The organism is Streptomyces sp. NPDC002513, from assembly GCF_053595355.1.
In genome coordinates this window covers 40562-53360 of sequence record NZ_JBSFXK010000015.1, presented here as the reverse complement: position 1 = coordinate 53360, position 12799 = coordinate 40562, and the positions used below count along the sequence as shown (strand labels likewise).

The 12799-nt window shown below is 68.9% G+C and carries 10 protein-coding genes; 6 read left to right on the top strand and 4 right to left on the bottom strand.

From position 1 onward, the window contains the following. Positions 1–154: 154 nt before the first annotated feature. From ACWD5Q_RS13380 to ACWD5Q_RS13370, 3 genes are all read left to right on the top strand, one after another. A complete protein-coding gene (locus ACWD5Q_RS13380) occupies positions 155–367 on the top strand; it encodes a DUF5326 family protein (protein ID WP_451427108.1) in 213 nt (70 codons plus the stop codon). A 251-nt stretch (positions 368–618) separates the two neighbouring features. Beyond that, entirely contained in the window at positions 619–1464 is an 846-nt protein-coding gene (locus tag ACWD5Q_RS13375; RefSeq protein ID WP_451427107.1) for an IclR family transcriptional regulator, read from the top strand. A gap of 102 nt (positions 1465–1566) precedes the next feature. Continuing rightward, positions 1567–2004, top strand: a complete 438-nt coding sequence (locus ACWD5Q_RS13370; RefSeq protein ID WP_451427106.1) for an SsgA family sporulation/cell division regulator — start codon at positions 1567–1569, stop codon at positions 2002–2004. A gap of 115 nt (positions 2005–2119) precedes the next feature. On the opposite strand, the gene ACWD5Q_RS13365 is transcribed toward ACWD5Q_RS13370, so the two are convergent. Then, complete coding sequence (locus ACWD5Q_RS13365) at positions 2120–3529, bottom strand: YibE/F family protein (RefSeq protein WP_451427105.1); 1410 nt, start codon at positions 3527–3529, stop codon at positions 2120–2122. 221 nt (positions 3530–3750) lie between these two features. On the opposite strand from ACWD5Q_RS13365, the gene thiC reads away from it, so the two are divergent. Then, positions 3751–5553 carry a phosphomethylpyrimidine synthase ThiC gene (thiC, locus tag ACWD5Q_RS13360; protein WP_451427104.1) on the top strand — a complete coding sequence of 601 codons (1803 nt, stop codon included), beginning with the start codon at positions 3751–3753 and terminating at the stop codon, positions 5551–5553. 202 nt (positions 5554–5755) lie between these two features. Here thiC and ACWD5Q_RS13355 read toward each other — a convergent pair whose 3' ends face one another. From ACWD5Q_RS13355 to ACWD5Q_RS13345, 3 genes are all read right to left on the bottom strand, one after another. Then, the gene (locus ACWD5Q_RS13355; protein ID WP_451427103.1) at positions 5756–6655 is read right to left on the bottom strand and encodes a hypothetical protein; all 900 of its coding nucleotides are present in this window, start codon (positions 6653–6655) and stop codon (positions 5756–5758) included. A 193-nt stretch (positions 6656–6848) separates the two neighbouring features. Further along, on the bottom strand, positions 6849–7958 hold the full coding sequence (locus ACWD5Q_RS13350) for a metallophosphoesterase (RefSeq protein ID WP_451427102.1): 1110 nt from the start codon (positions 7956–7958) through the stop codon (positions 6849–6851). A 254-nt stretch (positions 7959–8212) separates the two neighbouring features. Next, on the bottom strand, positions 8213–9325 hold the full coding sequence (locus ACWD5Q_RS13345; protein WP_451427101.1) for a LacI family DNA-binding transcriptional regulator: 1113 nt from the start codon (positions 9323–9325) through the stop codon (positions 8213–8215). A 451-nt stretch (positions 9326–9776) separates the two neighbouring features. Between ACWD5Q_RS13345 and hisC the strand changes: the two genes are divergently transcribed. After that, a complete protein-coding gene (hisC, locus tag ACWD5Q_RS13340) occupies positions 9777–10856 on the top strand; it encodes a histidinol-phosphate transaminase (protein WP_451427100.1) in 1080 nt (359 codons plus the stop codon). A gap of 434 nt (positions 10857–11290) precedes the next feature. Further along, positions 11291–12799 (top strand): cytochrome ubiquinol oxidase subunit I, encoded by a 1509-nt coding sequence (locus ACWD5Q_RS13335; protein WP_451427099.1) that lies wholly within the window; start codon positions 11291–11293, stop codon positions 12797–12799.

The following is a 12799-nucleotide window of genomic DNA, read 5'->3' as shown; positions in this document are numbered from 1 at the left end:
GGTTCTCTCAGGGGACGATCAGGGTGGGACAAGGGACGCGGGACCCGCGTACGGCCCCCGAGCGGTCCTAGCATCGAAGCAGTACGGAAGGACCCGGTTGCACAGCCCCCGAAAAGGACGCGGGGCAACGGGCGGACAGACAAGGACAAGAGCGATGCGAGAGATCTTCGCGGGTTTGCCGTGGTGGGTGAAGTGGATCGCGGTGCCGGTCATCGCCCTGGTCGTCTTCGGCGGTGTGATAGCGACCGTCCTCGGGTTCGTCATCCAGCTGCTGTTCAAGGTGCTGCTCTTCGTCGCCCTGGTGGGCGGACTCATCTACGTCGTACGGAAGTTCATGTCGAGTTCGTCGTCACGCGGCGACTGGTGAGCGACCCGGGGCGAAACCGGGCCGGGAGCCCTTCCGGGGGCGGCACGGAGCGGGACCGGCGGCCGGCAAGAGACCGCCGGTAACGGCAATCTGAGGTTCCCTCGGGCGAGGGAAGTTTTCCCGCGGACGCCATCGGCGGCCGGTGGGCGGCCGTTAAAGTCCGGAGCCCGGCGCGCGGCAGGCCCCGCGCGCGGTGCATCCCCTCCCGTGTTCTCCCACGGGAGGCCCCCCTCGTGCTCCGGGAGTGACCTTTGGCCACGGTTGGCACCGCACCAGCACACTCGACCGCCCCACCCGCACAGCGGCGCGCCTCACCGGCGGAAGCTGATCTCCCGTCCGCGCCGGCGCAGTCCACCACCCTGATCGGATCGGTGCAGCGGGCCATGCGGCTGCTGGAAGCCGTCGCCGACCATGCGTACGGGGCCCCCGCCAAGCAGTTGGCCCGCGAGGTCGGTCTGGCGCTCCCCACGGCGTACCACCTCCTGCGCACCCTGACCCATGAGGGCTATCTGCGCCGGGAGAAGGGCCTGTTCTTCCTCGGGGAGGCCGCCGAGCGGTTGAGCGGCAGCGCGAGCCAGCAGAAACGTCGCAGCATGGTGAACGACGTGCTCGCACAATGGCGTGATTCGATCGGTGCACCCGTCTACTACGCGGTGTACCGCGAGGGTGAGATCGAGGTCCTCGATGTTGCCGACAGCCCGGGCATCCCGGCGGCCGAGGAGTGGGCCGACTTCCGGGAGACCGGGCACGCGCACGCGCTCGGCCAGTGCCTGCTGTCGCAGCTCGACGAGGAGGCCCGGCGCGATCATCTCGACCGCTATCCGGTGCTGCCGGTCACCCCGTACACGCTGCGTGACAACCGCAGCCTGCTGCGCCGTCTGGAGCACCTGAGGCAGACGGAACCGGTCTACGAGCGCCAGGAGTACGCGCTCGGTACAGCCTGCGCCGCGGTCCCCCTCACCACCGGCGCCACGGCGGCGGCAGTGGCCTTCTCCCTGCCCTCGCACCAGGCCGACCGGCTGCTGCCGACGGCCCGTCGGCTGCAGGCGGAGATCGGCAGGCTGCCAGGAACACTCGGCCTCTCTATCAGCATCTGAAAACTCACTCCTTGTGATCTGCTGCGCACTTTCAGCAAACTTCCTGCAGGTGTCAGGGGGATCATTCCTGGCCAGTCGAGACGGCTACTGACGGGGTAGACGATGCGTGAGTCGGTGCAGGCAGAGGTCATGATGAGCTTTCTCGTGTCGGAGGAGCTCTCCTTCCGCATTCCGGTGGAGCTGTGTTACGAGACCTGTGATCCCTATGCGGTGCGTCTGACCTTCCACCTGCCCGGTGACGCCCCCGTGACCTGGGCGTTCGGCCGTGAACTGCTCGTGGACGGGGTGGGCCGGCCGTGCGGCGACGGCGATGTGCACATCGCGCCCGCCGAGCCGGACACCTTCGGCGATGTGCTGATCCGGCTCCAGGTGGGCGGCGACCGGGCGCTGTTCCGGTCGGGCGCGGTGCCCCTGGTCGCGTTCCTCGACCGCACGGACAAACTGGTGCCGCTCGGCCAGGAAGGCTCCCTCGCCGACTTCGACGCGCATCTGGATGAGGCACTGGACCGGATCCTGGCGGAGGAGCAGAGTGCGGGCTGAGACCGCGTGCGGCGCTGTAACGGTTCCTCACGCCGTAACGGTTCCTCACGGACGGCACGGGCGCGGTGCGATGCCGTAACGCTTCTGCGGGGGTCTCTCGCGGTCCACAGGGGTTTCAGCGCTTGCGGCGGCGCCCCCTTCCCGAGCGGGCCGGGACGGGAGCCGGGGCGGCGTCGACTGTGGCCGGGCGGTCCGCCGAGACGACGACGGCCGCCAGAAGCGTCGTCACCGGCACCGAGGCGACCAGTCCGATCGAGCCGATCAGCGTGCGCACGATCTCCTCGGCGACCAGCTCGCTGCCCGCGACCGAGACCACACTGCTCTGCGCGATCGAGAAGAGCAGCAGCAGGGGCAGGGCCGCACCCGCGTACGCCAGGACGAGCGTGTTGACGACCGAGGCGATGTGGTCGCGGCCGATGCGGATGCCCGCTCGGTACAGACCGCGCCAGCCCATCGAAGGGTTGGCCTCGTGCAGCTCCCAGACCGCGGAGGTCTGCGTGACGGTCACGTCGTCGAGCACGCCGAGCGAACCGATGATGACCCCGGCGAGCAGCAGACCGCTCATGTCGATGTGCGGGTACAGGCCGTGGATCAGACCAGTGTTGTCGTCCGTGTTGCCGGTCAGCGCGGCCCAGCCGATGAACTCCGAGCCGAGGAGGCCGATCAGTGACAGGGAGATGAGCGTGCCGAGTACCGCCACGGAGGTACGGGCCGAGAGGCCGTGGCTCATGTAGAGGGCGATCAGCATGATGGCACTCGACCCGACCACGGCCACGAGCAGCGGATTCGAGCCTTGCAGGATCGCGGGCAGGATGAAGAGGCTGAGCAGCAGGAAGCTGACGGCCAGCGCGATGAGGGCCATGACGCCCCGCAGCCGGCCCACGACCACCACCGCCACGGCGAAGATGCCGGCAAGCAGGGCCATGGGGAACTTGCGGTCCACATCGGTCACCGAGTACTGCAGGTCCTTGGGCGCGGAGGGCTCGTACGCGACCACGACCTTCTCGCCCTTGTGCAACTGCCGCGACTGGTCCGGCTGGACGATCTCCGTGAACGTACGACCCTTGTCCTTGCCGGTGTCGACCCGGACGGTCGCCTTCTTGCAGGTGCCGGCCGGTTCCTGTGGGGCCGACGCGCCGCCCGCGAGGGAGGAGCCACCGCTCGGGGCCCCGCCCGAGGCGTTCACGGACTTGCAGTCCACCGCCACGACCGCGGTGACCGTGGCCTGCTGGGTCTGCCGGTCGAAGCCGACGCCCGAGCGCTGGTGGAATGGCACACTGCCGGGCCACAGCACCACGACACCGACGATGACCGCCGCGGCGAACGGGATGAGGATCGCGGCGATGACCCTGCGCAGATGCCGTGACACGGGGGCCGCGGGGCCATGGCTGTGACTGTGGGAGTGACCGTGTCCGCCGCCGGACCCATGGCCATGCCCGTCTCCGGGGCCGTGTCTGTCGCCCGGGCCATGGTGGTGCGGTGGCTCGGCCGGTGGATGTGAGGGGAGATGCTGTGTCGGAGGCACCACCCGATCATCGCAAGAAGCACCTGAGGCCCACTGTTCAGTTCACCCGATCAGACGCTAGCGTGAAGGGACCTTTGCACACGCGGGAGCTTGGAGCACCGGGCTGAGAGGGCGTTGACCTCCGCAGAAGTGATGTTTCACGTGGAACATCAGCGAGCGGAAACTGCTGCGCCGACCGCTGAACCTGTTACCGGGTAATGCCGGCGTAGGGAGTAGGTCTCATGACCGTCAAGGACGTACGCACGTCTGCCTCCGCTCAGGGTGAAGACCCCCGGGAGGCCCGTAAGTCCATCGGCTGGCACAAGGCGTACATCGAGGGCTCGCGCCCCGATCTGCGGGTGCCGGTCCGGCAAGTGCATCTCACCAACGGGCAGTCGGTCACCTTGTACGACACCTCCGGCCCGTACACCGATCCAGTCGCCGAGACCGATGTCCGCAGGGGTCTTGCGCCGCTGCGGGAGAACTGGATCACCGCCCGTGGAGACACCGAGGAGTACGCGGGCCGTCCCGTCCGTCCTGAGGACGACGGGATCAGGCACACCTCGCCGCGCGGCGGTCTGCGCAACCTCGACGCGGTGTTCCCGGGACGCCCGCGTCAGCCGCGCCGCGGCCGGGACGGCACCGCGGTGTCGCAGCTCGCCTACGCCCGCCGCGGGGAGATCACCCCGGAGATGGAGTTCGTGGCCCTTCGGGAGGGGATTTCGCCCGAGGTCGTCCGTGAGGAGATCGCGGCGGGCCGCGCGGTGCTGCCGGCCAACGTCAACCACCCGGAGATCGAGCCGATGATCATCGGGAAGCGGTTCCTGGTGAAGGTCAACGCCAATATCGGCAACTCCGCGGTGACCTCCTCCATCGAGGAGGAGGTCGAGAAGATGACCTGGGCGACCCGTTGGGGCGCCGACACGGTCATGGACCTGTCCACCGGCCGCAACATTCACACCACGCGTGAGTGGGTGCTGCGCAACTCCCCCGTGCCGATCGGCACGGTGCCGCTCTACCAGGCGCTGGAGAAGGTCGACGGCAAGGCCGAGGAACTGACCTGGGAGATCTACAAGGACACGGTCATCGAGCAGGCCGAACAGGGCGTGGACTATATGACGGTCCATGCCGGCGTGCGCCTGGCCTATGTACCGCTGACGGCGAACCGCAAGACCGGCATCGTTTCGCGCGGCGGCTCGATCATGGCGGCGTGGTGCCTCGCCCACCACAAGGAGTCGTTCCTGTACGAGAACTTCGAGGAACTCTGCGAGATCCTCGCGGCCTACGACGTCACTTACTCCCTGGGCGACGGCCTGCGGCCCGGTTCGATCGCGGACGCCAACGACGAGGCGCAGTTCGCGGAACTGCGTACCCTCGGGGAACTCGGCCGTATCGCCAGGCGTTTCCACGTACAGACCATGATCGAGGGCCCGGGACACGTCCCGATGCACAAGATCAAGGAGAACATCGATCTGCAGCAGGAGATCTGCGATGAAGCTCCGTTCTATACGCTCGGCCCGCTGACCACGGACATCGCGCCGGCGTACGACCACATCACCTCCGGTATCGGTGCCGCCATGATCGCCTGGTGGGGCACCGCCATGCTCTGCTATGTCACACCGAAGGAGCACCTGGGCCTGCCCAACCGTGACGACGTCAAGACCGGTGTCATCACGTACAAGATCGCCGCCCATGCGGCCGATCTCGCCAAGGGGCACCCGGGTGCGCAGGAGTGGGACGACGCGCTGTCCGACGCGCGTTTCGAGTTCCGCTGGGAGGACCAGTTCAACCTGGCCCTCGACCCGGACACGGCCCGCGACTTCCACGACGAGACCCTCCCCGCCGAGCCGGCCAAGACGGCCCACTTCTGCTCGATGTGCGGTCCGAAGTTCTGCTCCATGAAGATCAGCCAGACCATCACGGAGCGGTTCGGCGGGGCGGTGACCGAGGGCGCGACGGCGCAGGAGATCGCCGAGGGGATGCTCGAGAAGTCGAAGGAGTTCGCGGCGAGCGGGAACCGGGTGTATCTGCCGATCGCGGAGTGACCTTCCCGGGCATCTGAGCTCGCCCGGCTCCGTGCCGGGGCGGGGTCCACGCCGGAGTTCCGGCCCGCGCTCCTTCGTGTGGGGCGGGCCGGGCTTCGGCGGGTGGTGCTGCCAGCGCCGCTCCGGGGGGACGGTCCGGAGGCGGGGACGGTCCCGTCCGCCGCCTGCCCGGCTCAGTCGGCGGGATGCCGGCCGAGGTCCGTCACTCCGGCTGGTGGTCCGGGCCCCCGAAGTCCGGGCTGGTGAAGTCCGGGCTGCTGAAGCGAGGGCGCGGGCCCGCGGCAGGGCCGCTCTCGGGGCTGCTGAATCCCGGGCGGTCGTAGCCGAGGTGTGGGATGCGACTGGGGGTCGGTTCCGGTGCCTTCCGGTTCATCGCGGCCGTGCCCGGTTCGGCGAGGGCCTCGCGGAGGAACGGCAGGATGCCGCGCTCCAGCAGTGCCTCGTGCCAGGCCTCCCGGGCCCGGGTCACCTCCGCGATCAACTCGTTCTGGGCGTCGGCGTTCCGGGCCGATGAGCTGTTGCGCAGGGCGGTGAGCAGCAGGCCGGTCGCGGCGACCAGGATCGCCGCGATGGTCACCGCACCGAAGACCCATCCGGTGATCAGGAGGGTCCGGGCGAACGCCTGGTCGGGGTTGACCATCTTGAGGATGTAGCCCACGAGCAGGAAGATCGCCGCGGCGGCACCGGCGAGGAAGGGAGCGAGGACCGCGACGACGGCACCCGCTCCGGCACTCGCAGCGGCCTCCCCCACCGTTGCGGCGAGCCCCTGGCCCTCCGCCTCCGGTTCTGCGGAGTCGCTGTCGTCGGTGCTCTTGTGGACGGCCGGGGTGGCGGTGCTCTCGTGGCCGGGCGGGCTGGACGGCGTCGGCCGGCGCAGTTCCTCCCGGACCTTCACATAGTGCTGGTATTCGGCTGCCGCCGCCGCGGTGATGAGGGCGGTGGCGTTCAGCGCCATGGTGCGTAGCTGTTCGGGGTTGAGCCGCTGTCCCACAGCGGCCAGATACGGGTGGTGTGGTGCGGAGCGCAGCGCCTCACCGAGGATCCGCTCGTAGTCCTGGCGGTCCTCGCTCAGCAGGTGCTGCGGAACGCTGTTCATGTGCATCCCCCGATGCTCCGTAGGGCTGGTGGCTCGGCATGCTGACGAGCCGTCGGGCAGAAACGGAGGGGAGCCTGCTACGGATAAGCCGATGGTAGAGCGGCGACGGCACACGATGACAGGGGGTTTCCGGAAATTGCCCTACGGCCGGGGAACTCCCGGGACCGCCCCCGTCGGGAAACGACTGCCCGTCGAACCCTCAGCTATCCAGGGGCAGTTGCTGGACCAGCAGTTTTCCGGCCATGGTCACGCCGCCGTCCATCGCGATCGCCAGCCCGTCCGCGTAGACATGGGGACCTTCGACGACCGGACCCGTGGTGTCCTCGCCGTCCTCCGGGCCGACCTCGCCGAGCAGGTACGGGATGGGGCTGTGGCCGTGGACGATCCGGCTGCCGCCGTAGGTCTCCAGCAGGGACCGTACGGCGTCGGCGCCGCCCTCGTCCCGGAAGGAGAAGCGCTTGGTGAACTTCCGGAAGAGATCCCACACCTCGTCCGGGTCATTGCGCGTGAGCGTCTCGCGGACGGTGTCGTTGACGGCCTCGATGGAGTCGCCGTAGTCGAGGTAGGCGGTGGTGTCCGAGTGGACCAGAAGATGTCCGTCGACCTCCTCCACCGCGTCGAGCCGGGCCATCCACTGGAGGTGGTGGTCCTGCAGGCGGTCCATGTCCGTCTTCTGGCCGCCGTTGAGCAGCCAGGCCGCCTGGAAGGTGGCGGTGCCCGCGCCCGAGTTGACGGGCGTGTCGCCGAACCGCTTGGCGCCGAGCAGCAGCAGCTCGTGGTTGCCCATGAGCGCCTTGCAGTAGCCGCCGGCCGCGGCCGCCTCCGCGGACAGCCGCATCACCAGGTCGATCACGCCGATGCCGTCGGGACCGCGGTCGGTGAAGTCCCCGAGGAACCACAGCCGCGCCGTGCCCGCGGACCACTGGCCCTGGGCGTCGACGAGCCCCTTCTCCTGGAGCGCCGCCACCAGCTGGTCGAGATAGCCGTGGACGTCCCCGACCACGAACAGCGGTCCGGGCCCTTCGGCGGGCTGCGCGGCCGCTCCGGACGCCGGGTCGACGGTCGCCTGGAGCGTGTCGCCGCGGTTGATGACCGGGAGGTCCCGCTCGGTGGGCGTGTACGCGTCGGAGTAGCCGTGGGGGTGTGCCTCGGGTGGTACGACGGGTCCGGTGACCTCGTCGGGGGGCGTGCTCGGCGTGTACGGACCGGTCTCGTGGACGTACGCGGGCACCCGGAAGTCGCGGAACGTCTCTGCCCGCTCCGCCTCGGGTCCCTGACCGGCCCCCTGAGTCATCGACCCCTCCACCATCACGCCGCATCTGCACCGCATCGGACTGCCTGGTCGCAGCGGCCCGCGGTGTCGTGGGCCCATCATAGGAATGGGGATCGCGCCATGTGATGACCCAGGGGTGGTGAATCGGGGAAGGACCCCGGGTCGCCGCGGCTTTCGCCCCAAATGGGCGGGGCTTTCCCCGCTGCGACCAGGTACGTCACCCACCCGCGAGCCCCTTGCGCGTCACCCGCCCGTGGGCAGCCCGTGCGTCACCCATGGCTCACCGCGGACTACCCCTGCTCGGGTGACCGGGGCGGGCTGACCGTGGTGCGGGGTGTCCGCCGCTGGGACGAGGTGCGCACGATCAGCTCCGTCGGTATCACCTGTTCGACCGGCTGGTCCGACTCGATGCCCTCGATCGCGTCGATGAGGAGCTGGACCACCGCCGTACCGATCCGGCGCGGCTTCAGGGAAAGTGTGGTGACGGGCGGCTCGGTGTTCGCGTACACGGCGGATTCGCTGCAGCAGACGAGCAGCAGGTCCTCGGGGACGCGCAGTCCGTAGCGGCGGGCGGCGGCGAGCAGATCGGTGCCGTTCGGGTCGAAGAGTCCGTAGACCGCGTCGGGGCGGTCGGGGCGGGCCAGCAGCCGGTCGGCGGCGACGGTGCCCGCGCAGGGGTCGTGGGCGGGATAGGCCTCATAGACCGGATCCTGCCCGACGCGCTCGCACCAGTTCAGGTAGGCGGTCGTGGACAGGTGTGTGTAGGTGTCCGTCGTGGTGCCGGTCAGCAGTCCGATGCGCCGGGCGCCGGAGGCGGCCAGATGGTCGAGGATGCCGAGGACCGCGGCCTCGTGGTCGTTGTCGACCCAGGCGGTGACGGGGAGGACGCCGGCGGGCCGGCCGTCGGAGACGACGGGTAACCCCTGCCGGACCAACTCGCTGACCACCGGGTCCTGGTCGGACGGATCGATGACGACCGTGCCGTCCAGGGCGACGTTCGACCACACGTCGTGGCGCGAGGTCGCGGGCAGGATGACCAGGGCGTAGCCCCGGGCGAGCGCCGCGGAGGTGGCGGCCCGGGCCATCTCCGCGAAGTACGCGAACTCGGTGAAGGTGAAAGGTTCATCCCCGTACGTGGTCACGGTCAGGCCGATGAGGCCCGACTTGCCCGTGCGGAGGGTACGGGCCGCGGCTGAGGGCCGGTAGCCCAGCCGGTCGGCGACCTCGCGGACATGGCGTCGGGTGGCGTCCGGCAGTCGGCCCTTGCCGTTGAGGGCGTCGGAGACGGTCGTGATGGAGACTCCGGCGGCGGCGGCCACGTCTCTGATGCCCGCCCGGCCCGGCCGACTGCCTCGGCGGGCGGTCTCCGCCCGGCTCACCTGGTGCTTCCCTGCTGCTGTCATGGCGAGCCGATAGTAGGGCTCATGCGGTGGGGTAGTGCGGTCGCATATGCACGCGTTGACAGGCACGTTTCTGCATGGCGAGGAGTGGGAAAAACCTTGGAATGCAAGGGGCTTGTACGATCCAAGGGCGGTACGTGACGCGTTGGAGCGTATGGGCCTGCCAAGGTGCCCATATTTCGAAGAGGTCTCAACTCACCTTCACGAGGGATGCGCGCTACGGCGTGAGCCACCGGCGCGTTCGGCGAACGGCGATGCGCCCCCTGATCTGCGCCCCTTCCTGTGGCGATACGCCCGGGTTCATCCGGTATCGCGTCCCGGATTCCGGGACGGCACCACGGAGGCCAAGTCGCTTGTCCACAGCCCATTCGCAGCGGCGCCGAATCCTCATAAGGTGAGAAGCATTGGGAGCCGGTGGCGGTCATGAGCCGGTGCGTGCGCGAGGAGGACTGCGGTGAGCGAGACGAGCCCGAGGCTGCGTGCCGAGCTGGAGGGTATCCCCACCTACCGGCCCGGCAAGCCTGCCGCGTCCGGCGGCCCGGCGGCCTACAAGCTGTCCTCGAACGAGAATCCGTACCCGCCGCTGCCGGGCGTGATGGAGAGCGTGATCGAGGCGAGCGGGTCCTTCAACCGCTACCCCGACATGGCGTGCACGGGGCTGATGTCCGAGCTGTCGGAGCGTTTCGGTGTGCCGCAGTCCCACCTCGCGACGGGCACGGGCTCGGTCGGTGTCGCCCAGCAGCTGCTGCAGGCCACGAGCGGCCCGGGCGACGAGGTGATCTACGCCTGGCGGTCCTTCGAGGCGTACCCGATCATCACGCAGATCAGCGGCGCGACCTCGGTCCGGGTGCCGCTGACTCCGGACGAGGTGCACGACCTCGACGCGATGGCGGACGCGATCACGGACCGGACCCGGCTGATCTTCGTCTGCAACCCCAACAACCCGACCGGCACGGTACTGCGCCGGGCCGAGCTGGAGCGCTTCCTCGACCGGGTGCCGGGCGATGTGCTGGTGGTGCTCGACGAGGCGTACCGGGAGTTCATCCGCGACGCCCAGGTCCCGGACGGCGTCGAGCTGTACCGCGAGCGGCCGAACGTCTGTGTGCTGCGCACCTTCTCCAAGGCGTACGGCCTCGCCGGGCTGCGCGTCGGTTTCGCGATCGCCCATGAGCCGGTGGCGGCGGCGCTGCGCAAGACGGCGGTGCCCTTCGGCGTGAGTCAGCTGGCGCAGGTGGCGGCGGTCGCGTCCCTGCGCGCGGAGGACGAACTGCTCGGGCGGGTCGGCTCGTTGGTGTGCGAGCGCATTCGCGTGGTCGACACGCTGCGTGCCCAGGGCTGGACGGTCCCCGAGACCCAGGCGAACTTCGTGTGGCTGCGGCTGGGGGAGCGCACGGTCGATTTCGCGGCCGTCTGTGAGCAGGCGGGCGTGGTCGTCCGGCCGTTCCCGGGCGAAGGGGTGCGCGTGACGATCGGTGAGCCCGAGGCGAACGACATCTTCTTGAAGGTGGCGGAGAGCTTCCGCAGGGACCTCTAGCCTTCCTCCGACTCTCCGGAATCACGGGACGGCGGCTCGCCCGTGCCACCTTGCGCCGTGAGGTGGCACGCGCGGGGCCTGCGGGGCGGGCCTGCGTCGGCCCGCCCTTCGGCATGCCCTTGACGCGTATCCGGCAAGGCCGAGTGGTCTTGGCGCCCCGGATCACGGCGCCGGGACCGCGCCGGCCGGCCCTGGCCTGGGTCACCGCGCACCGGCTGCCCTACCGGCTGCCGGCCCGGACCGGCCCGGACTCATGGCATCGGGACCGCGCCGGTGCCCGGCATGCCCCCTTAGGGACCCCCGCCCGTCCACACTCGAACCCATATGCGCCATAATTGCTTGTGAATGTGAACGCGTTCACAAGCCCGTTTGAGAGGTGTGACAAACGGGGGCAAGCTGCCGCTTGCGACCACGGCGATGTAAGGAGAGACGACGTGGACCTGGCTCTGGCGCCGGAGACACTGGCGCGATGGCAGTTCGGCATCACCACCGTCTACCACTTTCTGTTCGTGCCGCTGACGATCTCACTCGCCGCGCTCACGGCCGGCCTCGAGACCGCCTGGGTGCGGACGGAGAAGGAGAAGTACCTCCGGGCGACGAAGTTCTGGGGCAAGCTCTTCCTGATCAACATCGCGATGGGCGTCGTCACGGGCATCGTCCAGGAGTTCCAGTTCGGCATGAACTGGTCCGACTACTCGCGCTTCGTCGGTGACATCTTCGGGGCGCCCCTCGCGTTCGAGGCCCTCATCGCCTTCTTCTTCGAGTCGACCTTCATCGGGCTGTGGATCTTCGGCTGGGACAAGCTGCCGAAGAAGCTCCACCTCGCCTGCATCTGGATGGTCTCCATAGGCACGATCCTGTCGGCGTACTTCATCCTCGCGGCCAACTCCTGGATGCAGCACCCCGTCGGCTACCGGATCAACAAGGCGAAGGGGCGCGCCGAGCTCACCGACTTCTGGCACGTCCTGACGCAGAACACCGCACTCACCCAGGTCTTCCACACCCTGACCGCGTCCTTCCTCACGGGCGGCGCGTTCATGGTCGGTATCGCCGCCTACCATCTGGCCCGCAAGAAGCACGTCGCTGTGATGAAGACATCGCTGCGGCTGGGCCTGGTCACCATGGTCATAGCCGGCCTGCTCACCGCGGTCAGCGGTGACCTGCTCGGCAAGGTGATGTTCAAGCAGCAGCCGATGAAGATGGCCGCCGCCGAGGCGCTCTGGGACGGCCAGGACTCCGCGCCGTTCTCGATCTTCGCCTACGGTGATGTGAGCAAGGGCCACAACACCGTCGAACTGTCCGTTCCCGGAGTGCTGTCCTTCCTCGCCAACGACGACTTCAGCTCGTACGTCCCCGGCATCAACGACACCGACAAGGCGGAACAGCAGAAGTACGGCCCCGGCGACTACCGCCCGATCATCCCCGTCACCTTCTGGGGCTTCCGCTGGATGATCGGTTTCGGAATGGCGTCCTTCACCCTCGGCCTGGTCGGACTCTGGCTCACCCGCAAGAAGTTCATGCTGGCCTCGCATCTGCGGGTCGGTGAGGACGAGGTGCCGCAGCTGGTCCTCTTCAGGAACAAGGCCCTCGGTCCGGTGCTCACCCCCTGGTTCTGGCGCATCGCACTGTGGACCCTGGCGTTCCCGCTCATAGCCAACTCCTGGGGCTGGATCTTCACCGAGATGGGCCGCCAGCCGTGGGTCGTCTACGGCGTGCTGCGCACCCGTGACGCGGTCTCCCCCGGTGTCTCCCAGGGTGAGGTCATCACCTCGATGACCGTGTTCACCCTGCTCTACGCGATCCTCGCCGTCATCGAGGTCAAGCTGCTCGCGAAGTACGTCAAGGCCGGACCGCCGGAACTCACCGAGTCCGACCTCAACCCGCCCACCAAGATCGGCGGCGACTCCCAGGACGCCGACAAGCCGATGGCCTTCTCGTACTAG